General features: G+C 66.0%; 21 protein-coding genes. 12 read left to right on the top strand and 9 right to left on the bottom strand.

What is annotated here, in order from left to right:
- Window positions 1-11: 11 nt before the first annotated feature.
- A complete protein-coding gene (locus AU072_RS11950; protein ID WP_064413964.1) occupies window positions 12-491 on the bottom strand; it encodes a DUF4383 domain-containing protein in 480 nt (159 codons plus the stop codon).
- 45 nt (window positions 492-536) lie between these two features.
- Here AU072_RS11950 and AU072_RS11945 point away from each other — a divergent pair, with 45 nt between their 5' ends.
- The 6 genes from AU072_RS11945 to AU072_RS11920 all read left to right on the top strand — a co-directional run bounded on the left by AU072_RS11945 (window position 537) and on the right by AU072_RS11920 (window position 5,803).
- A complete protein-coding gene (locus AU072_RS11945) occupies window positions 537-1,583 on the top strand; it encodes a CobW family GTP-binding protein (RefSeq protein ID WP_064413963.1) in 1,047 nt (348 codons plus the stop codon).
- 28 nt (window positions 1,584-1,611) lie between these two features.
- Window positions 1,612-2,571: a non-homologous end-joining DNA ligase gene (ligD, locus tag AU072_RS11940; protein WP_064413962.1), complete on the top strand. Its 960-nt coding sequence runs from the start codon at window positions 1,612-1,614 to the stop codon at window positions 2,569-2,571.
- Window positions 2,572-2,620: 49 nt separating this feature from the next.
- On the top strand, window positions 2,621-3,256 hold the full coding sequence (locus AU072_RS11935) for a TetR/AcrR family transcriptional regulator (RefSeq protein ID WP_064413961.1): 636 nt from the start codon (window positions 2,621-2,623) through the stop codon (window positions 3,254-3,256).
- A gap of 38 nt (window positions 3,257-3,294) precedes the next feature.
- Window positions 3,295-4,215 carry a carbon-nitrogen hydrolase family protein gene (locus AU072_RS11930; RefSeq protein WP_064413960.1) on the top strand — a complete coding sequence of 307 codons (921 nt, stop codon included), beginning with the start codon at window positions 3,295-3,297 and terminating at the stop codon, window positions 4,213-4,215.
- Window positions 4,212-4,580: a hypothetical protein gene (locus AU072_RS11925; RefSeq protein ID WP_064413959.1), complete on the top strand. Its 369-nt coding sequence runs from the start codon at window positions 4,212-4,214 to the stop codon at window positions 4,578-4,580. The genes AU072_RS11930 and AU072_RS11925 overlap by 4 nt, the downstream gene beginning before the upstream one ends.
- A 224-nt stretch (window positions 4,581-4,804) precedes the next feature.
- Window positions 4,805-5,803, top strand: coding sequence for a YihY/virulence factor BrkB family protein (locus AU072_RS11920; RefSeq protein WP_064413958.1), 999 nt, complete (start codon window positions 4,805-4,807; stop codon window positions 5,801-5,803).
- On the opposite strand, the gene AU072_RS11915 is transcribed toward AU072_RS11920, so the two are convergent.
- On the bottom strand, window positions 5,773-6,387 hold the full coding sequence (locus AU072_RS11915) for a nitroreductase family protein (protein WP_064414053.1): 615 nt from the start codon (window positions 6,385-6,387) through the stop codon (window positions 5,773-5,775). The genes AU072_RS11920 and AU072_RS11915 overlap by 31 nt on opposite strands.
- A 32-nt stretch (window positions 6,388-6,419) precedes the next feature.
- Window positions 6,420-7,502: an NAD(P)H-dependent amine dehydrogenase family protein gene (locus tag AU072_RS11910; RefSeq protein WP_064413957.1), complete on the bottom strand. Its 1,083-nt coding sequence runs from the start codon at window positions 7,500-7,502 to the stop codon at window positions 6,420-6,422.
- Between the two features lie 121 nt (window positions 7,503-7,623).
- Here AU072_RS11910 and AU072_RS11905 point away from each other — a divergent pair, with 121 nt between their 5' ends.
- Entirely contained in the window at window positions 7,624-8,532 is a 909-nt protein-coding gene (locus tag AU072_RS11905; protein WP_064346916.1) for an enoyl-CoA hydratase, read from the top strand.
- An 89-nt stretch (window positions 8,533-8,621) separates the two neighbouring features.
- Here the strand turns inward: AU072_RS11905 and AU072_RS11900 are convergent, their stop codons facing one another.
- On the bottom strand, window positions 8,622-9,632 hold the full coding sequence (locus AU072_RS11900; RefSeq protein ID WP_064413956.1) for an acyl-CoA dehydrogenase family protein: 1,011 nt from the start codon (window positions 9,630-9,632) through the stop codon (window positions 8,622-8,624).
- A 101-nt stretch (window positions 9,633-9,733) separates the two neighbouring features.
- On the opposite strand from AU072_RS11900, the gene AU072_RS11895 reads away from it, so the two are divergent.
- A complete protein-coding gene (locus tag AU072_RS11895; RefSeq protein ID WP_064413955.1) occupies window positions 9,734-10,894 on the top strand; it encodes an acyl-CoA dehydrogenase family protein in 1,161 nt (386 codons plus the stop codon).
- Here the strand turns inward: AU072_RS11895 and AU072_RS11890 are convergent.
- Window positions 10,883-11,671, bottom strand: coding sequence for a TetR/AcrR family transcriptional regulator (locus AU072_RS11890; protein ID WP_064414052.1), 789 nt, complete (start codon window positions 11,669-11,671; stop codon window positions 10,883-10,885). The two genes, AU072_RS11895 and AU072_RS11890, sit on opposite strands and share 12 nt — an antisense overlap.
- Before the next feature lie 125 nt (window positions 11,672-11,796).
- Here AU072_RS11890 and AU072_RS11885 point away from each other — a divergent pair, with 125 nt between their 5' ends.
- A complete protein-coding gene (locus AU072_RS11885; RefSeq protein ID WP_064413954.1) occupies window positions 11,797-12,984 on the top strand; it encodes an amidohydrolase family protein in 1,188 nt (395 codons plus the stop codon).
- Between the two features lie 89 nt (window positions 12,985-13,073).
- Here AU072_RS11885 and AU072_RS11880 read toward each other — a convergent pair whose 3' ends face one another.
- From AU072_RS11880 to AU072_RS11865, 4 genes are read right to left on the bottom strand one after another with little or no spacing between them, the layout of a single operon-like run.
- A complete protein-coding gene (locus AU072_RS11880) occupies window positions 13,074-13,898 on the bottom strand; it encodes an enoyl-CoA hydratase/isomerase family protein (protein WP_064413953.1) in 825 nt (274 codons plus the stop codon).
- A 1-nt stretch (window position 13,899) separates the two neighbouring features.
- Entirely contained in the window at window positions 13,900-14,973 is a 1,074-nt protein-coding gene (locus AU072_RS11875) for a hydroxyacid dehydrogenase (RefSeq protein WP_064413952.1), read from the bottom strand.
- A complete protein-coding gene (locus AU072_RS11870; protein WP_064413951.1) occupies window positions 14,970-16,085 on the bottom strand; it encodes a TauD/TfdA family dioxygenase in 1,116 nt (371 codons plus the stop codon). The genes AU072_RS11875 and AU072_RS11870 overlap by 4 nt, the downstream gene beginning before the upstream one ends.
- Window positions 16,086-16,117: 32 nt before the next feature.
- Window positions 16,118-16,909 (bottom strand): HpcH/HpaI aldolase family protein, encoded by a 792-nt coding sequence (locus AU072_RS11865; protein ID WP_120270977.1) that lies wholly within the window; start codon window positions 16,907-16,909, stop codon window positions 16,118-16,120.
- A gap of 77 nt (window positions 16,910-16,986) precedes the next feature.
- On the opposite strand from AU072_RS11865, the gene AU072_RS11860 reads away from it, so the two are divergent.
- From AU072_RS11860 to AU072_RS11850, 3 genes are read left to right on the top strand one after another with little or no spacing between them, the layout of a single operon-like run.
- Entirely contained in the window at window positions 16,987-18,132 is a 1,146-nt protein-coding gene (locus AU072_RS11860) for an acetyl-CoA acetyltransferase (RefSeq protein ID WP_064413950.1), read from the top strand.
- Complete coding sequence (locus AU072_RS11855; protein ID WP_064413949.1) at window positions 18,132-18,563, top strand: Zn-ribbon domain-containing OB-fold protein; 432 nt, start codon at window positions 18,132-18,134, stop codon at window positions 18,561-18,563. The genes AU072_RS11860 and AU072_RS11855 overlap by 1 nt, the downstream gene beginning before the upstream one ends.
- Window positions 18,560-19,867: an amidohydrolase family protein gene (locus tag AU072_RS11850; RefSeq protein WP_064413948.1), complete on the top strand. Its 1,308-nt coding sequence runs from the start codon at window positions 18,560-18,562 to the stop codon at window positions 19,865-19,867. Before AU072_RS11855 ends, AU072_RS11850 begins: the two co-directional genes overlap by 4 nt.
- Window positions 19,868-19,879 lie beyond the last annotated feature (12 nt).

Here is a 19,879-nt window from a genome sequence, read left to right as displayed (position 1 = left end):
ACAGCAAATGGCTAGTCCCGCCGAAGATCAGGTGCGTCCCCGGTGCGGCCCAGCAGCACACCCAGGGCGAACATGCCTGCGGCAAGCCCCAGGTGCAGCCAGTTGTCGGCGGTGTTGACCGGCATGAAATTGGCCGGCGAATCGTGGTCGATCACCAGGCCGTACAGCCCTAACGCCGCGTAGACCAGGCCACCGCCGATCAGATATCCGCGTGCCGCGGTGAACGTTCCCGACAACGCGATGCCGAGGACGCCGAAGGCCAGGTGAACGATGTTGTGCAGCACCGAAACGTTGAACACGCCGAGAAGCTGGGCGCCCGAGTGGTGACCGGCGAACGTCAGTGCGTCGTAGTTCGTGGTCACGCCGGGGATGAAGCCCAGCACTCCGACAAGCAGGAACACCGCACCGACGGCCACCGCCGCGCGTTGCACGGGGGCGCGCCCCGCGGTCGGCGCCGCTTTGGGTGAGCCCTGAGATCCCGGAACAGCCATCGCCCGGCGGGATAGCCGTTCGAGCCCGATCGAAACGCTGCGATCATGTGTCGCGTGAGCACGACGACGATTCCGGCCATCGCCCTGACCGGCTACCTCGGCGCGGGCAAGACCACGCTGCTCAACCACGTGCTGCGCCAGCCGGGTGCGCGCGTCGGCGTCATCATCAACGACTTCGGTGAACTCAACGTCGACGCGGGACTGGTCACCGGGCAGGTCGACGAACCGGCGTCGATCGCCGGGGGGTGCATCTGCTGCCTTCCCGACGAGGGTGGACTCGACGACGCGCTGGCCAAGCTGGCCGACCCGAAGCTGGGTCTGGACGCCATCATCATCGAGGCCAGCGGCTTGGCCGACCCGATAGCGGTCTCGCGGATCATCCGATTCAGCGGGGTGGAGCGGGTGCGACCCGGCGGCATCGTCGACGTCATCGACGCCGCCGCGCATTTCGACACCGTCGACGATCACGCCACCCCGCCTGCCCGGTACGGCGCGGCGACGCTGGTGGTGGTCAACAAACTCGACCAGATACCCGAGGACGCCCGCGCAGAGACGCTTGGCCGAATCGAAAGGCGTGTGCGCGAACGGAATCCCGACGCGCACGTCGTGGGCGCCACGGCCGGACGTGTTGATCCGGCTCTGCTGTACGACGTGTCCGCGTCCGCCGACGTCGGTGAGCAACTCTCGTTGCGGGAACTGCTCGTCGACACCGAAGACGCGCAGGACCATCCGCACGTGCACGCCGATTCGGTCACCGTGACCAGCGCTGGTTGCGTCGATCCCGCAGCGCTGATCGACCTGCTCGAAACGCCACCCCCGGGTGTGTACCGGCTCAAGGGCACGGTCGCCGTCCGATACCGGGAGCGCACCCGCCGCTATGTGGTCAATGTGGTCGGCCCGTCTGTCCACATCGCGAACGCACCGTCGACGGCCCGAGTCGACGGGACGGCCAACGCCATCGTGGCGATCGGGACACACCTCGACGTCGACGACGTCCGGGTCCGCATCGCCGCGGCGCTGGCACCGTACGACGGCGCGGTGCCGGCCGCGGGGGTGCGACGTCTCCAGCGCTACCGCAGGCTCAGCATCTGAGTGCGACCCTCGCGCCTATGGTGAGGTGATGAGCGCCGACGAGCAGCGCGCCGGGGTGGAGTTGACGAACCTCGACCAGCCGTTGACTCCGGACGCCGATGCCACCAAGCGCGATCTGATCGACTACCTCGACGCGGTGTGCGACCGGATTCTGCCCGGCCTCGCCGGGCGTCCCCTGACGGTGTTGCGGGTGCTGCGCGGGCGGGCGCCGTTTATGCAGAAGAACGTGCCGAAGTACACCCCGGAGTGGGTGAGGACCGTCTCGATGTGGGCCGAGTCCTCGCACCGCGAGGTGCGCTATGCACTGTGCAACGATCGGCGCACCTTGCTATGGCTGGCCAACCAGCGCGCCGTCGAATATCACCCCACGCTGGGTCTGGCCGATGACATCTACCGCCCAACTCATCTGGTGCTCGACCTCGACCCGCCACCGGAGAGCGACTTCGCCGCCGTCGTCGCCGCGGCTCAGCTTGTGCAACAGGCACTTTCGGATTGCGGCCTGGCCGGAGCGGTGAAGACGAGCGGCGCAAAGGGAGTGCATGTGTTCGTGCCGGTCGACGACAGCGCACCGGTCGACGACGTCGCGGCTGCCACCCGCGCGCTGGCCGCCCGAGCCGAGGCGCTCGACCCATCCCGCGCCACAACGGCTTTCATCGTCGAGGACCGCGAAGGCAAGGTCTTCATCGACTCCACCCGCTCCGGTGGCGCGACCGTCGTCGCCGTATACAGTCCCCGGCTGCGCCCTGGCACACCGGTGTCGTTCCCGGTCGCCTGGTCGGACCTGGACCGCGTCACGCCGGCGGATTTCACCGTGCACAACGCGATCGACGCCCTGGGCGGGAGCGATCCGTGGGCGCAGGCGATGCCGGCACCGCAGAGGTTGCCGCCCGACCTCATCGAGCAGGGCCGCACCATCCCCGTGGCGCGGGTGGCCGCGATGCACGAGGGAAAGCGCCGGGCGCGGGCGCGACGCGCAGAGCGCGGCTGACGCCAGGTTGGCGCTGACGCATCGCGGCAGTTGTTCGTAGTCTCAAACGATGACCCCGCCGCCCAAGGCTCGACGCCCCGATCGCCGTACCGCGTTGACGACCTCGAACATTCTCGACACGGCCGAGCGGCTGTTCACCGAACGCGGGTTTCACGCCGTCACGATGGATGCGATAGCCGAAGCGGCCGACCTCGCGGTCGGCTCGATCTATCACCACTTCAAGAACAAGGAGCGGCTGTATCTCGCGTTGGTCGAACGCGCGCTGGAGGTGAATGAGCAAGCAATGGCCGGGGCCTACGGCAACGGACGCTCACCGATCGAGGAGTTACGCGCCGCAAGCGACGCCTACTGCGGATTCCACATGAGTAATCCGGGATACTTCCGGATGATCGCGCTGCGAACACTCGACGTTCCTCCCGGGGACATGGCCAGCGAGATAGAGCGCCGCATCGCCGACAAGGTCGAGCGGTTGGTGGGCGACATCGCCGACACCCTGCGCCGCGCCGATGCCGCCGGACAGCTGCGCTGTGCCGATCCGCATCGCACCTCGATGTTCCTGTGGGGCGCGTGGAACGGCGTGCTGTCCCTTCGTCTCCGACCCGACCGGCTGCGACTCGACGATTCCGAACTGCAGACGGTGCTCAACCTGGGGCGCGACATCGTCGAACGCGGGCTGCGGCCGTAGTCTTGAAGTGCCGTTCAATTTTGTAGTAGCGTTCAATTGTGACTTTGGTAGCGGCGGTCCAGCTGGAGGCGACCCTCGGTGACGTGAGCACGAACCTGACCGCCTGCGAACGCCTGGCCGACCAGGCGGGCCGTGCGGGCGCACAGATCATCGCGCTACCCGAGTTCTTCACCACCGGAATCGGCTTCGACGACTCACTCAAGGATGCCGCGCTGCCTGTGGACGGCGAAGCCACCGCGCTGCTCAGCGAGCTCGCGCGCCGCCACGGCGCGCTGGTCGGCGGCTCGTTTCTGTGCCGAGACCCCGACGGTCACGTGCGCAACGCCTACATCGCGGTAGACGCCGACGGCCTCGTTGGCCGGCACGACAAGGACCTGCCCACGATGTGGGAGAACGCCTTCTACGTCGGCGGAACCGACGACGGCGTGTTCCACCGGGACGGATATGACATCGGTGCGGCGGTGTGCTGGGAGCTGATGCGCACCGGCACGGTCGAACGTCTACGCTCGCGCGTCGATGTGGTGATGACCGGGTCCGGGTGGTGGTCCGTCCCTGCCTGGCCGCCCCGGGCCGTATCCGACCGCTGGGAACGCAGCAACGCGGCCACGGCCCGTCGGGCCGCGGCGTCGTTCGCGAAGTACGTCGGGGCACCGGTCCTGCACGCTGCGCATGCCGGCGAGTTGGCGTGCGCGATGCCGTGGCTGCCGATGCGGTACCGCGGCCGCTTCGAGGGGTCGACACTCATCACCGACGCCCGCGGAGAAGTTCTGGCGGAACGCCGGCCAGAGCAGGGACAGGGAGTTGTTCTCGCCGACATCGAGATCGGCCGCCGTACACCCGCATTGGACCCTCCGCGACAATTCTGGTTGCACCCGCGCGGTCCAGTCGCGACCGCGGCCTGGCACTACCAACGGTGGCACGGCCGCCGCTGGTACCGGCGTCATGTGATGGGCGCATGAGCACGATCGTGCGGGTCGGGCTGCTCGAACTGGCCTTCGGTGCGATGCTGGGATGGGTGGTAGCCGGCAATTTCATTGCGCCACAGCTGCTTCGGCGCGCCGGTGTGAATCACGCCCGCAGAATCCTGCAGGCACACCTCGACTACGTGATCATGGGCATCATATTGATCGCGGTCGGTTTGGCGGTACCGCAGTTGCCCGCCTGGATCGCAGCCGTGGTCATCTACGGCACCCTGATGAACCCAACGTTGTTCATTCCGTTGGCCTTCAACGAAGGACTCAAGGCGAATGCGATCTACCGCGTGGTGACGGTCAGTTCATTCCTTGCCACCAGCGTCGGGCTGACGCTGGTGGCCTTCCAATGACGACAAGAACCTGAGCAGGCAGCCGGCGCGGTTGGCCGGGCCGCTCCGGGTTTCATCACCGCGCCGATGGCGGTCGAGGACGCCGCCGCGACGGCTCAGTCATCGGCCGGCGGGCATCGCGCGTCACCGCGGAGGCCGCCGCTCGGCGACCGGTGCCGATACGCCGGATTGACGCACTCACGAAACGGGTATCGACCAGCCATCCATGCCGAGGGGGTCCCAACATGGTGGGCTGGCTGGACCGGCTGCAGCGACGCAACCGCCGCGTCGGGTTCGTCATCGCGGTGATCTACAAGTACATCGACGACCAGGGCGGCTATCTGGCCGCGCTGATCACCTATTACGCGTTCGTCTCCCTGTTCCCACTGCTGTTGCTGCTGACCACCGCGCTCGGGGTGATACTCGTCGGCCGCCCCGAAATACAGCAGCAGATTCTGCAGTCCACGCTCGGTCAGTTCCCCGTCATCGGTAGCCAACTCGAACGGCCGGAGCAACTCAGCGGTGGCGCCACGGCCGTCGTGGTCGGGATCGCCGGTGCGCTCTACGGCGGCCTCGGCGTCGGGCAGGCGCTGCAGAACGCGATGGACTCGGTATGGGCGGTGCCCCGCAACAACCGCCCGGACCCGATCCGGTCGCGGCTGCGCAGCCTGCTGCTGTTGTTCGTGCTCGGTTCGGCCGCGGTCACCGCGACGGTGCTCTCGGCGGTCGGCCACGCGACAGCCGGCCTGGGCTGGTTCGGCAAGGTGGGCGTCACCGTCGCCACCGTCGCCATCAACGCGCTCATCTGCCTGGTGGCGTTCCGAGTCACCACAGCCCGATCGGTGTCGTACCGCGACGTGTTGCCCGGCGCCCTCGCGGCGGCGGTGATATGGCAGCTGCTGCAGTGGTTCGGTGCGAACTACGTCTCCCATGTCGTCAGGTCGACCAGCGCGACCAATAGTGTGTTCGCGTTGGTTCTGGGCCTGCTGGCGTTCCTGTTTCTGGTTTCGGTGACGTTGGTGATGTGCGCCGAAGTCAACGTCGTCCGGGTCGACCAGCTCTACCCCCGCTCGCTGATGACACCGTTCACCGACGACGTCGACCTCACCCCCGCCGACCGGCGCACCTACACCCGTAGGGCGAAAGCCGAACGGGCGAAAGGTTTTCAGAAGGTCAGCGTGCGATTCGACGTGGACCGCGACGTGTCACCAGATCACCGCGGGTCGCGCGATGGCCAGGGTTGATCCCAGTTGTCGACCACCGCCACCTCCGACAACGGCTTGCGGCGAACGCTGTGGTGTCGGCCCGCGGGCCAACCGACGGTCACCAGCGCCGCCATCATCCAGTCGTCCGGAATGCCGACCAGCGAGCGCAGTTGGTCTTCACAACTGCTGTGCCACAACGTGATCGCCGCCCCCAGCCCCTGTGCGCGAGCCGCCAACAGGAAGTTCTGCACCGCCGGAAAGATCGAACCACCCTGCTGCAACTCAGAGGCCCCGGCCTGCGGGCGGACACAGAACAGAACGAGACCCGGTGCGGCGCCGCCGGTCCGCATGTGTTCGGCCATCGACCTCAGCACTCGCGACCTCGAATCGTCCTCGCCGTCGCCAGGTGCCGAGACTCCGTAGAACCGCTGCAGCTCCTCCCAGCTCCGATGAGCGGCCGCGGTGACCACCGCACGCACCTGCTCGGAGCGCAGCACCACGAACCGCCACGGCTGTTGGTTGGCGCCCGACGGCGCCCAGCTGGCCGCCCGTAGACATCTCTCCAGTGTGTCGTCGTCGACAGGGTCTTCGCGATACCGCCGCACCGCGGAGGCCGTTTCCATCACCGTCCAGATATCAGCGGACACGGCCGGGTTCACAACGCCGTGCCGGGTAGGACGCCCCGCCACGTGCCACCGCGCACAGGTCCGGTGATCACCGGCAGGTCCAGTGTCGACAGCATCCCGGGCGGCGCGGCCATCACAGCCGGGATGGCGTTCAACTCACGCATCACGGTCGCATACGTCAAGCCCCGCATGTTGTTTCCGCGCCCGTGCATCTCGATGTCGACGGTGTAGGTGGGCAGACCGTCGACGATGACGCGGTAACCCCCGTGCGGCGAGGGATGGCGTGGCCAGTCCGGAGCCGACCGCTCGCCCATGCGGGTGATGTGCTCGAGCACGACGCGCTCTTCGTCGTCCACCATGCCTGCCAGCTTGAACCGCATCCCGCCCATGGTGCCCGGCTCGATCCAGCCCGAGGCGACCTCGTAGCGTTCTGTGGCCAACCACTTGTCGATCGTGGTGAAGACGCGGTCGAGAGGAAGGCCCACGCCGTCGGCGACGAGATGGACTGTCGGCGCCCATAGTGCCGCAAGGCGCTCGGTGTCGAACAGCGGCGCCGGATGGTCGGGTGGATGCCCGAAACCCATGAAGTCGAACATGATTTCGGGCTGGTTGATCGGGCCGTAGTCGAGTAACTCGAGCATGGTGATGGTGTCGACTCGACTGCTGAATCCGGTCATAGTCAACGCGATGACGTCGTTGGCCCATCCGGGGTCCACGCCGCTGTTGAAGAAGCTTGTGCCACCTTCTTCACACGCCGACGCGATGAGGTCGGCGGTCTCCTTGTCGGCGGCAGGCGGGTAACACATCGGAACCAGGGAGGTGCACACCACGTTCTTGCCCGCGCGCAGACAGCGGGCGATGTCCTCGGCAGCCTCCCGGTAGCGGTAATCGCCCGAGGCGAAATAGGCGACCACATCGGCGTCTGACGACAGCGCGGAGTCGATGTCACGGGTGGCGATGACGCCGGTTTCGGGCATGCCGCACAGCGCACCCGCGTCCATGCCGTCTTTGGCCTCGGCGTGTACGACCACGCCCGCCAGGTCCAGGCCGGGGTGCGCGATCAGTGCGCGCAACGCGCCGACACCGACCTGACCCGGCCCCCAGAGGATCACCCGCGGGTTACCTTGGCAGTCCGACATGCACACCCTTTCCTACCCGCCCCGCCAGCCGTGAGAACATACCTTCTCAAATATTGATATCACCATTGTCGCAATCGAAGAACCGGAGGACACGATGAGCGAGTACCAGTTCCTGAAATGGGAGACCTTCGACGACGGCCAGATCGTGCGGATCTCGCTGAACCGTCCCGAGCAGCGCAACGCCCAGAACCGCGGGATGCTGGTCGAACTCGATGAGGCGTTCACCCGCGCCGAAGCCGATGACAACGTCCGCGTGGTCATCCTCGCCGGTGAGGGACCGATGTTCTCCTCCGGTCATGACATCGGCTCCAAGCAGGCCCGCGCGGAGTTCATGCCGGGACCCGGACAGCATCCGACGGCGGCCATCAACGGCGGCACGCGGGAGGGCGCCGAGAAGATCATGCTGCAGGAATGGCACTACTTCTTCCAGAACAACCTGCGCTGGCGCAACCTGCGCAAGATCACGATCGCCCAGGTGCACGGCGACGTGTTCTCGGCCGGGCTGATGCTGATCTGGGCCTGCGATCTGATCGTCGGCAGCGAAGAGGTGCGCTTCGCCGACGTGGTGGGCACCCGGCTGGGAATGTGCGGTATGGAGTACTTCGGCCACCCGTGGGAGTTCGGCCCGCGACGCACCAAGGAGCTGATGCTGACCGGCGACGCCATCGACATCGAGGAGGCCTATCGCCTCGGGATGGTGAGCAAGATCTTCAAGCGCGACGAATTGGCCGACCGCACACTGGAAATGGCGCGGCGCATCGCCACGGTGCCGACGATGGCGGCGCTGCTCATCAAGGAGTCGGTCAATCAGTCCGTCGACAACATGGGTTTCTACAACGCGCTGCAGTCGTGTTTCACATTGCACCAGCTGAACCACTCACACTGGGTCGGGGTCCGCGATGACAAGCGTGCCACCGCGGGCGAGGAGCAGGGCGTCCCGAACTGGCGCACCGCTCCCCCGATCGTGTTGTCGGTCAAAGACCAGGTGCGCGCCGAAGCCTGACGAGGTCCAGCCGGGCCGAACGTGGGTTACCGTCACACATTCGGCAGTTTGAGCGTGCATTAACCCCACACTCGCGGAAGGGGACCGGTTCAGCCGCTGACCGCTCCGTAGCGGGCATCCGCGACGCGGTCCAGGGCGACGGCGGGCTCGCCGAACGCCATGGCCCAGCCGCGCACCCGCCGGTAGTAGAGCTGGATGTCGCCCTCCATGCCGAAGCCGTAGCCGCCGTGGATGTGCAGGCTGCGATACGTCGCGTCCCGCGCGGTCTCGTAGGCGAAGGCGAAAGCCATCGCGGCCAGCTCGGTCGCACGGTCTGCTTCATCGGAGAACGCGCACGCGGCTTCGAACGCCAGCAGGCGCGCACCGTCGGTCGCGGTGGCACTGTCTGCAAGTGGGTGTGACACGGCCTGAAACGCCCCGATCGGGGTGCCGAACGCGTGCCGCTGCTTGGCGTAGTCGACCCCGATCTCGACGGCCTTCGCGGCGGCACCCACCAGAGCCGCGGCGGTGAGGGCAAGCCACAGGTCGACGGCGTTCGAGAACAACCGGCGGGCGTGCTCACCGTCGGCGAGAACGCTGACGTCGTCGGCGACGGTCACGTCCGCCAGCGGTAACGATCCGAGGTTCTGCACGTGAGTTCGGTTTGCCGTCGGCAACGTGACGAGACGCCCGCTGACCAACCCCACCACCGCATCGGCCACCGCACCGCCGGGCGCGAGTGCCAACACATCGCTGTCACAGGCGCGTGGCGCGAAGCTGACGAGCTTGTCACCCGACAAGGCCGAGCCCAACAGCTCGTCGCTGTCGCAGGCGGCCAGCAGCCGGGCGGCGATCTGCGCCTCGATGACCGGTGCCGATGCGAGGGCCCGGCCGTACTGCTCGGCGATCAGGGCCAGCTCCAGCTCGGAAGCTCCCCAGCCGCCGTCGGATTCGCCCACCGCCATCTCGACGACGCCCGTCTGGACCAGTGCCTCCCACAGCTTCGGATCGAATCCCAGAGGTTCGGCCGCCCGCACCCGTTGCGACGTCGACTCGCGCGCATACATCGCCGCGAAGGAGTCGACGAGTTGTCGTTGCTCGTCGGACAGGCTCAACTCCACTGAAGGTTCCCTCACGTGCGAATATGGCTACTCTCAGTTTTGAGAGTAGCATTATCGTCCACGTTGTCCGCCCGTGCTGTGCGACAGATTGGTTACTGCTCATGCACTTTCAGTCCGACGCCGCGACCGAAGCGTTCCGCGACGGTGTCCGAGAGCATCTGCACGGCGTGCTGACCCCCGACGTCGAAGAACGGATCTACCGCAGCGGTGTCGCGCACGACGACGACTTCGCCAAAGGACTCGTCGAAAAGGGCTACTTCGCCCCCGGCTGGCCGACCGAATTGGGCGGGCAGGATCGCAACGCCTGGGAGGAGCAGGCACTCAACGAGGAGCTGATGCGGACGGACGCGCCGGTATACCTGTCCGAGACCACCCGCATGGTCGCGTCGATCATCCGACAGATCGGCACACCCGCGATGAAGGAGCGCATCCTGCCCGGCGCTCTCAGCGGCGACGTCACCATTGCGCTTGGCTTCACCGAACCCGAATGCGGCTCGGATGTGGCCGCCGCCGCGACGAGGGCGATGCGTGACGGTGACGAGTGGGTCATCAACGGCTCCAAGATGTTCACCACGAACGGACACATCGCCGACTACGTCTTCCTGTTGGCCCGAACCAGTCCAGAGAAGCCGAAGCACAAGGGGCTCACGATGTTTCTCGTGCCGACATGCTCTGACGGCTTCGAGGCGCAAGCGGTGTGGACCCTGTCGGGCGAGCGTACGAACATCACCTTCTACAGCGACGTGCGCATCGGCGACGACTGGCGCATTGGCGATGTCGACGCCGGTTGGCAGGTGCTGGGGTTGTCGCTGCAGGACGAGCACGCATCGGGATGGGGACCGCACATCGCACGCCTGCTGCACCACGCCGAGCAGTGGGCGACCACCACACGCGCGCCCGACGACTCACCTGCGATCGCGAAAACCGATGTGCGGCGGCGGATCGCACGGGTGGCGATGGAACTCGAAGTGGCGATGCTGCTTCAGCGTCGCTGCGTCTGGATGACAGAGAACGGTCAGACACCGGTCGCCGAGGGGCCGATGTCGAAGGTGTTCTCGACCGAGGCGCTCGTACGCGCGAGCCAGGACATCACCGAACTCGTCGGGCCGGATGCGATGCGGTCTTTCTTCGATCCGACGGCACCGCAGCGCGGCCGCTTCGAACACCTCATGCGCTTCTCGCTGGGGACCACGATCTACGCCGGCACCAGCGAGGTGCAGCGCACCATCATCGCCCAGCGGGGGCTCGGTTTACCCCGTTAGGTCCTTGGCCTTGCGCGTTGTCCGCCTGCGCGGCGCCGCCTTGGCGGTCACAGCCTTCTTCGGGGCGTTCGCGGGCGGCGTCAACGCCTGCAGGCACCACGCCCACAACTGATCCTCGGTGAGTTCAGCGCCCTTGACACCCAGATGGAACACCCCGATCTGGGCGAGCGCGATGAGCGTCGAGTTCAGCAGCGTGGTGAGCTGGGCGGGCGTCAGATCCTTGCGGACCAGCCCCGCACGCGAGCACGCGGTGAGGATCTTGGTGAGCAGTTTCTGATGGGGCTCCCAGATCTTGGCGAAATCCGCGGGGCGCTCGATCTCCAAACTCAAGTTGTAGATCGTCATCACCCGGCCGCCGATGGCCTCCGACGACTCCGCGCGCGACAGGAATCCCCGGCAGAACGCCTCGAGCTGTTCCATCGGACCGTCGGCGGCCGCCACCTCGTGGCGGATCGCTTCGATGAACTGGCTGGTGGCGTTCTCGTACAGCGCCAGCAGCAGTTCTTCCTTGCCGGCGAAGTGCTGGTAGAACGCGCGCAAGCTGAGGTTCGAACGGTCGATGAGGGTCTGGATCGTGAAGTCGGCGCGACCGGATTCCTCGACCAGTTCGAGTGCGGTGGCCAAGAACCTCGAACTGCGCGCGAGCGCACGCGCACGCGCCTGACTCAGTCGCCGCTCGATCGTTCGCTCCTGCCAGCTGCCCGGCATCTCGACGTCGGTCTCGACGAGCTCCAGATCGGGTTCCGAGTCGCGGGCGCCCCGCTTCTTAGCAGTCATGATCACCTGAGAATACGCGTTCCCCTCGCCCAATTGCGATTCGCTGGTGCGCTACTCTTGGAAACGGACATTCTCGCCAAACGGGAATGGGTGTTGTCGCAAGCCGTCCCCGAAGGAGTGCAGCGTTGAGCGCAGACATTCTGATCGTCTCACCGGACGACCATCTGGTGGAACCGGCCGATCTGTGGACCAGCCGGTTGCCCGAGCGCTACCGGGACGTCGGACCGCGGATCGTCCGGCACCGCGGGCGCATGGACCCGTCGGTGACCTCCGATGTCGCGTTCATCGAGGATGAGGACGGCCGCGACGCCGACATCTGGCACTACGAGGATTCGATCATCCCGATTCCGCTGATCAGCGCTGCTGCCGGTTACGAACTCGACGAACTGTCCACCGACCCGATCACCTACGACGAGATGCGGCCCGGTTGCTATCGACCGGCCGACCGGCTCGCGGACATGGACGTCGCCGGCATCGAGGCCTCCGCCTGCTTCCCCAACACGCTGGTCCGCTTCTGCGGTCAGCGATTCCTCCACGCCAAGGACAAAGAGCTCGCATTGCTGTGCGTCCAGGCCTACAACGACTTCCAGATCGACGAATGGGGCGGCAGCTCGAACGGCAGGCTCATTCCGCTGGGCATCATCCCGTTGTGGGATGTCGAGCTCGCCGTCAAGGAGGTGGAGCGGGTTGCGGCCAAGGGAATGCCCGCGGTGTGCTTCTCGGAACTGCCTGCGCGACTGGACCTGCCGTCCATCCACAGCGGTTACTGGGACCCGTTCTTCGCCGCGTGCGAGAGCAACAACGTCGGCATCATGCTGCACATCGGGTCGAGTTCGTCGCTGACGAAGTCCTCACCCGACTCCCCGCACGTCGTCACCAGTGCGTTGATGGCGGTCAACTGCACCATCGCCCTGGTCGACTGGCTGTTCTCGGGCAAGTTGCGGCAGTTCCCCAAACTCAAGCTCGCCTTCGCCGAGGCGCAAGCCGGGTGGATCCCCTATTACCTGCAGCGCGTCGACGAGGTCTGGGAGGACCGGCGGGCCTGGGGCGGGATCCACCCGCTGCTGACCGAGCCGCCGAGCACCCAGGTGCCCGGACGTGTGTGGTTCTCCACGTTCGGCGACCCGGTCGCTTTTCGCATTCTCGATCTCGTCGGACCGGACCAGCTGATGTTCGAAACCGACTACCCGCACAACGACACGAACTGGCCCAACAGCATGGACGTCGCCAACAAGGCGACCGAGGGTCTCGACGAGGAGACCAAGCGGAAGGTGTTGTCCACCAACGCCAAGAACTTCTTCGGCCTGGTGTAACGGATGCCTTCCGCCCGACCGTGAAGTTTCGTACGCTACACGCCGCTGCGACCGTATGAGATCGCACGGTCGGAGCATCTGGGGACAGGCTAGCGCGCTTGCCAGTTGGGTTTGCGCTTCTCCAGGAAGGCGCGCGGACCCTCGATCGCGTCCTTGGTCAGGGCCACCTTCATCCGGTAGTTCTCGGCGAGCAGTTCCGCTTCGTAGATCGGCAGTGTAAGGCCCTTGCGCACCGCCATCCGCGAACCCCGCACCGCCAGGGGCGCATTGGAATTCACGATCTCGGCGACCTCCCACGCGCGGTCCATGAGCGTCTCGTGGGCCACCACTTCGGTGAAGACGCCGAGGTCGTAGGCGCGCTGTGCGTCGAGTTGCTCGTGCCTGCCCATCAGGATCAACCGCATGGCGACGGGCAGTGGCAGGATCCGGGCCAGCCGGACCCCCTCGCGCCCGGAGGTGACGCCGATGCTCACGTGCGGGTCCATCAGCGTCGCGCGTTCGGAGGCGATCGTGATGTCGGCCGTGGTGACGAGATCCATACCCGCACCACACGCAATGCCGTTGACGGCGCAGATGATCGGCTTGGTCATCTGCAGCCACGGGGGTGTCGCCTCCTGCGGCGCGTCCCATTGGCGCATCGAGCTGAGGATGGGCTCGCCCTGGTTGTCGATACCCGCCGCGTTCTCCATGTCGTGGTCGGCGGCCTTGTTGACGTCGGCTCCAACGCACAGCGCGCGGCCGGCACCGGTGATGATCACGGTCCAGATGTCCTGCGAACGTTCGATTTCGGAGTACACCTCGGCGAGTTCGGCGATCATCTCGTCGTTGATCGCGTTGAGCACCTCGGGCCGGTTCAACGTCACACACGCGGTGTGACCGCTGACCTCGAACGTGACGGTGTCGTAATCGCTCATCTCACTCCACAGCTGCCGTGTCGCGGGCGGTCGGCCGAACGCCCAGGATCTCTTCGAACCGGTCGCAGTAGCGCGGCCACACTTCCGGGTTGAGTAGCCGCGGTGGCATGTCTCCGGCGAAGATCGTCTGCCACTGGGTGGCGGTGGCGACCGCGATGTCGCGGGCCGCCTCGGCGGTGATGCCCGCGACATGCGGTGTGGCGACCACATTGTCGAGTCGCAGCAGCGGGTTGTCGTGTCTCGGCGGCTCCTCGTGGAACACGTCGAGCCCCGCCCCGGCGATCCGGCCGGCGGCCAAGGCGTCATAGAGGGCCGCTTCATCGTGGACCGGGCCACGTGCGGTGGTGATGAAGTACGCGGTCGGCTTCATCGCAGCAAACTGCTTGGCCTCGAACAACCCTCGAGTCTCGGCGGTCAACGGGCACGTGACCTGAATGAAGTCCGATCGTTCGACCAGTTCGGATAGGTCCACCCGAACCGCGCCTCGGGAGCCGGCGGTGGTGTCGTCGACGTAGGGGTCGAAAACCAGGACCTCCATACCGAACGGGGCACACAACTCAACGAGCCGTCCACCGATGGCGCCCAACCCGACCACACCGAGAGTCTTCCCGAACAGCTGAGTGCCCCGCAACGCCAATCGATCTCCGAGCGGACCGCTGCGCAGCGCCCGGTCGGCGGCGGTGATCTTCTTGGCCAGGTCCAGCATGAGTCCCAGCGCATGTTCGGCCACCGCTTCGGCGCCGGGACCGGAGTTGTTGCACACCGCAACCCCCGCGCGGGTGCACGCCTCGACGTCGATCACGTCATAGCCCGCCCCCGCCGAACACACGGCAAGCAACTGCGGGCAGCGATTCACCAGAGCCTGCCCGGCCAGCCACTGCGTACCGTCGCCGATCGAGGCGACGTCCGTTCGGGTGGCGACCTGATATCCGTGTGCCGATTCCAGTGCCGCCCAGCCTTGTTCGTCAGGCGCTTGGAGGTCGAGCTTGACGACCTCGATGTCGGTCTCCGCCAGGATGTCTCCTGCGACCTGATCGGTCCACCTCTCGTAGACCAGTCGCGGACGGGTGGTCATCGCTTGATTTTGGGCTTCGCCTGCGCCGCCTTGAACATGTCGGCCAGTGCGGGGTCGACGTTCTTGTAGTCATTGCGTGCGATCGTGCCGTCCCGCCCGGGAACGGGGTCATAGCCCAGGCGCAGATCTTTGTTCTCCATGTGGAAGTACTCCCGCCCGAGGGGCAGGCGGCGATCCTCGCGCGGAACCTCCATCCACGCCCGCAGGAAGCACCGGGCCTTCTTGGGGTCGGTGCTGCTGACGAAGTCCGAGCGGGAGTGACACATCGCGAAGTTGTTGGCGACGGCGGCCTCACCGGATTCCAGGCGGAACTCGACCTGCTGTTCGACCAGGATGTTGCGCAACAACTCGATGGCCTCGTTTTGTTCGGGGGTGAACTCCCGGCCGAGGGTGTGCATCGCCGGCAGGATACTGCTGTAGGTGAAGTTGATGCAGATACGACCGTCGATCTGGGAGAAGACCGGCACGTCATAAGGCGTCACGTCAGGTTGATCGTCGGGTTGCTCGCTGCGCCGGTGGTGCGGGAATCCCTGGTAGAGCACCGGGAGCAGGTCGGGGCGCTCGGTGAGCATCCGGTTGTGCGCTGCAGGGCCGCTGGCGAACTGGCTCTCGCCACCCTCGGCGGCGGGGTACACGCAGAGCAGCGACAGAATGTCCGCCGCATCGTTGTGCATCGCCAGCTCGGCTCGGGACTTGGTGCCACGCGCCGGTTGTACACCGTTGGGCAGCACCTCCTCTTGTACGCGCACCATGCGGTGGCCGAAGGAGTTGTTGGACACCAGATAACCGAGGTGAGTGCAGAACGCCCAGTAGATGCGTTCCAGGTCCTCGATCGAGTGCTGCTCGACGGGGAAACCGCGCACACACGCCAGCCCCCGCCCGAACATCAGCTCCCGATACAGCCGCGCGAGGTCCTCGTCGAGGTCCGGGTGCCGGGCATCCTCGGGCGTGATGTCGTCACGATCCTTGTGGGCGGTCTTTGCCAGAACTGATTCCAGCGCCGCCACATTGCGAGACGTCAGGTCGAACGCGAAGTCCTCCTTGCTGCTGAAGTCGGCACCGGTCCATGCCATCGGATCGCTGACTTGCTCGGTGTAGATCGCGGTGGGCATCCGTCCTCCTGTTGTCGTGACGAGGCTCTCGGTTATCGGCTCGCAGCACGCCTCTCGAGCTCACGCAGGGCATGCGCGCGGGCAGCGGCGGCCTCGGTCATCATTCCGACGTCGGTACCCGCCGAAATGAATCGCAACCCCAGCCCTGCAAAGCGTTCCAGCAGGTCAACGGACTTGATCCCGGCCACTCCCAGCGCCACGCCGTGTGCACGACAGGCCGCTGCGACAGAGTCTACTGCACGGTGAAAATGCTCATTCTCATATTGGCCGTGGATGCCCATCTCGGCCGTCAGGTCGCTGGGCCCCAGGAGCACCATGTCAACCCCTTCGACGGCCGCGATCTCATCGGACACCGCTACCGCGTCGGGTGTCTCGATCATCACCGCCACCACGGTGTGGCGCTCGAGTTCGGCCGTGAGTTCGGCGGCGGGACGAGGTGCGTAGCCACTCACCGCGTTGGGCCCGGAGATGGACCGATGGCCGACGGGTGGGTAGCGAGCGGCGTCGACGACCCCCTGCGCTTCCTGCGCCGAGTTCACGTGCGGCACAATCACTCCCACAGCTCCAGCGTCGAGCACACGCGCGATCACGGAAGGGTCGTGCGACGGTACCCGTACGAGGCCGGAGATACCGGCGCCGAGCGCGGCCACGCAGAGCATCCCGGCCGTTTCGAGCGAGCAGGCGGTGTGCTCGAGATCGACATAGACGGCGTCGTATCCGCAGGCCGCCGCGATCGCCGGGACATCGGGGGTGCGGGCATTCAACAACGCCAGGCACAACACCAGGCGATCGCCCTTCAGCGCATCCCGCAGCGGTCCCGGCACTCACTCACGGTAACCGAGCGAGAACCATGATTCCACTATCTGGGCAACGTCATTCTCGCCTGTGGTAACCATTACGTATGTCCGAGAACCGGGTCGCGGTCGTCGGCGCCGCGTTGTCCGATTGCGGCCGGGTGCCCGACAAGACGGCGATGGCGCTGATGGCGCAGGCCGCCCGGCGCGCCGTCGCAGACGCCGGCCTCACGAAAGACGACATCGACGGCTTCGGCGGCCACGGAACACTGTTGCCGCCCATCGAGGTGAGCGAGTACCTGGGCCTGCGACCGACCTGGGTCGACGCGACCAATGTCGGCGGTTCCTCATGGGAGGTCATGGGACGGCACGCGGCAGCGGCCATCGCGGCGGGCGAGATCGACGTCGCCCTGCTGACCTACGGTTCGACCGCACGCTCCGACGTCAAACGCCGGTTGCGGGCCTCGGCCGCAGCGCTGAGCACCGGCGGCGCGATGCAGTTCGAAGCGCCCTACGGCGCCACGCTGATCGCCAAGTACGCGATGGCGGCCAGGCGCCACATGATCGAGTACGGGACGACAGAGGAACAATTGGCCGAGGTCGCCGTCGCCGCCCACGAGTGGGCGGCAATGAACGAGAACGCCTTCGAGCGCGACCGGATCACCACGGCGGATGTCGCCGCGGCACCAATGCTCGCCGAGCCGTTCACCTCCAAACATGTGTGTCTGCGGACCGACGGAGGTGGTGCGGTCGTGCTCGCCAGCGAGCGGGTGGCCAAGGACTGTGCGAAGGAACCGATTTGGATTCTCGGCGCGGCCGACGCCGCCTCGCACGTGAGCATGAGCGAATGGCCCGACTTCACGACATCGGCGGCCGCACAAACGGGTCCGCTCGCCTTCGCGCAGGCGGGGGTGACCGCGGCCGACATCGACGTCTGTCAGCTCTACGACTCGTTCACCTCGACCGTCCTGCTGACGGTCGAAGACCTCGGGTTCTGCGCCAAGGGCGAGGGTGGTCCGTTCATCGGCTCCGGTGCGCTCCGTCCGGGCGGCGCGCTGCCCACCAACACCGACGGCGGCGGGTTGGCGTCATGTCATCCGGGGATGCGCGGAATGTTCCTGATGGTCGAAGCGGTTCGGCAACTGCGCGGCGAATGCGGCCAACGACAGGTCGAGGGTGCGCGGCTGGCGTGCGTGCACGCGATGGGCGGGTTCTTCACCCACAGCGCGACGATGATCCTCGGGAGGCAGTGATGCAGTCACCCAGCGGTCCGAACCGGCCGACCATCGATGCCGACAGCGAAAGCTGGTGGGCGGCGGTGCAGGATCGCACGCTGATGGTCAACAAATGCGGCTCCTGCGGCCGAAACTCGTTGTACGTCCGCCCGTTCTGCCCTCACTGCTGGAGTGAGGACGTGCGTCTCACGCCTGCCACCGGACGGTCGCGGCTCTACACGTGGAGCGTCATCCACCAGAACGCCGCGCCGTTCGACACCGTGCCTTACATCGTGGCGATGGTCGACCTCGAGGAGGGGCCGCGCCTGATGACTCAGATCGTCGACTGCCCGACCGAGCGGCTCAGTGCGGGTATGGAACTGGAGATCGGCTTCCGCGAGGACGACGACGGATTCGTCGTACCGGTTTTTCGACCGGCGCATGAAAGCACAGAGAGGAACCGGAAATGAACAAGGACGAGATGATCTTGATCAGCGTTGATGATCACATCGTCGAACCGCCCGATATGTTCAAGAATCATCTGCCCAAGAAGTACATCGATGAGGCGCCGCGGTTGGTGCACAACCCGGATGGGTCGGATACCTGGCAGTTCCGCGACACGGTGATTCCGAATGTGGCGCTCAATGCGGTGGCGGGGCGCCCGAAGGAGGAGTACGGGCTGGAGCCGCAGGGTCTGGATGAGATCCGGCCTGGCTGTTGGCAGGTTGATGAGCGGGTCAAGGACATGAACGCCGGCGGCATTTTGGGGTCGATGTGTTTTCCGTCGTTTCCCGGTTTTGCGGGTCGGCTGTTTGCCACTGAGGATCAGGAGTTCTCGCTGGCATTGGTGAAGGCCTACAACGACTGGCACGTCGAGGAGTGGTGTGGGGCCTATCCGGCGCGGTTCATCCCGATGACGCTGCCGGTGATCTGGGATCCGGTGGAGTGCGCCAAGGAGATCCGGCGCAACGCTGAGCGCGGTGTGCATTCGTTGACGTTCACCGAGAACCCGGCGGCCATGGGCTATCCCAGTTTCCATGATTTCGAGCATTGGAAGCCGATGTGGGATGCGCTGGTGGACACCGAAACCGTGCTCAACGTGCACATCGGTTCGTCGGGCCGGTTGGCGATCACCGCCCCGGATGCGCCGATGGATGTGATGATCACCTTGCAGCCGATGAACATCGTGCAAGCCGCGGCCGACTTGTTGTGGTCGCGCCCGATCAAGGAGTACCCGACGCTGCGGATCGCGCTGTCTGAAGGCGGTACGGGGTGGATTCCGTACTTTTTGGAGCGGGTGGATCGCACCTTTGAGATGCATTCGACGTGGACGGGTCAGGACTTCGGGGGCAAGCTGCCCAGTGAGGTGTTCCGTGAGCACTTCTTGACCTGTTTCATCGCCGATCCGGTGGGGGTGGCCACCCGCAATGCGATCGGCATCGACAACATCTGCTGGGAGGCCGATTACCCGCACAGCGACTCGATGTGGCCCGGAGCTCCCGAGCAGCTCGACGAGGTACTCACCGCCAACAATGTGCCCGACGACGAGATCAACAAGATGACCTACCAGAACGCGATGCGCTGGTATCACTGGGACCCGTTCACCCATATGACGCGCGAACAGGCCACCGTGGGTGCCCTGCGCAAGGCCGCCGAAGGCCACGACGTCTCCATCCAAGCCCTGTCGAAGAAGGAAAAGACCGGCGACGCGTCGGACTGGCAGGCTCAGATGAAGAAGGCCACCGCCAACGTCAGTGGCACAACCGGCGATTGACGAACGGCGGTC

Origin of the sequence: Mycolicibacterium novocastrense (assembly GCF_001499835.1) — a bacterium.
Taxonomy (GTDB): Bacteria; Actinomycetota; Actinomycetes; order Mycobacteriales; family Mycobacteriaceae; genus Mycobacterium; species Mycobacterium novocastrense.
This window is presented reverse-complemented; position numbering and strand designations above follow the sequence as displayed.

Excerpts from the sequence above, each read along its gene's own strand:
- AU072_RS11950 (WP_064413964.1), bottom strand. The coding sequence starts at position 491 with ATGGCTGTTCCGGGATCTCAGGGCTCACCCAAAGCGGCGCCGACCGCG.
- AU072_RS11945 (WP_064413963.1), top strand. The coding sequence starts at position 537 with ATGTGTCGCGTGAGCACGACGACGATTCCGGCCATCGCCCTGACCGGC.
- ligD (WP_064413962.1), top strand. The coding sequence starts at position 1,612 with ATGAGCGCCGACGAGCAGCGCGCCGGGGTGGAGTTGACGAACCTCGAC.
- AU072_RS11935 (WP_064413961.1), top strand. The coding sequence starts at position 2,621 with ATGACCCCGCCGCCCAAGGCTCGACGCCCCGATCGCCGTACCGCGTTG.
- AU072_RS11925 (WP_064413959.1), top strand. The coding sequence starts at position 4,212 with ATGAGCACGATCGTGCGGGTCGGGCTGCTCGAACTGGCCTTCGGTGCG.
- AU072_RS11920 (WP_064413958.1), top strand. The coding sequence starts at position 4,805 with ATGGTGGGCTGGCTGGACCGGCTGCAGCGACGCAACCGCCGCGTCGGG.
- AU072_RS11915 (WP_064414053.1), bottom strand. The coding sequence starts at position 6,387 with ATGGAAACGGCCTCCGCGGTGCGGCGGTATCGCGAAGACCCTGTCGAC.
- AU072_RS11905 (WP_064346916.1), top strand. The coding sequence starts at position 7,624 with ATGAGCGAGTACCAGTTCCTGAAATGGGAGACCTTCGACGACGGCCAG.
- AU072_RS11895 (WP_064413955.1), top strand. The coding sequence starts at position 9,734 with ATGCACTTTCAGTCCGACGCCGCGACCGAAGCGTTCCGCGACGGTGTC.
- AU072_RS11890 (WP_064414052.1), bottom strand. The coding sequence starts at position 11,671 with ATGACTGCTAAGAAGCGGGGCGCCCGCGACTCGGAACCCGATCTGGAG.
- AU072_RS11880 (WP_064413953.1), bottom strand. The coding sequence starts at position 13,898 with ATGAGCGATTACGACACCGTCACGTTCGAGGTCAGCGGTCACACCGCG.
- AU072_RS11875 (WP_064413952.1), bottom strand. The coding sequence starts at position 14,973 with ATGACCACCCGTCCGCGACTGGTCTACGAGAGGTGGACCGATCAGGTC.
- AU072_RS11870 (WP_064413951.1), bottom strand. The coding sequence starts at position 16,085 with ATGCCCACCGCGATCTACACCGAGCAAGTCAGCGATCCGATGGCATGG.
- AU072_RS11860 (WP_064413950.1), top strand. The coding sequence starts at position 16,987 with ATGTCCGAGAACCGGGTCGCGGTCGTCGGCGCCGCGTTGTCCGATTGC.
- AU072_RS11855 (WP_064413949.1), top strand. The coding sequence starts at position 18,132 with ATGCAGTCACCCAGCGGTCCGAACCGGCCGACCATCGATGCCGACAGC.
- AU072_RS11850 (WP_064413948.1), top strand. The coding sequence starts at position 18,560 with ATGAACAAGGACGAGATGATCTTGATCAGCGTTGATGATCACATCGTC.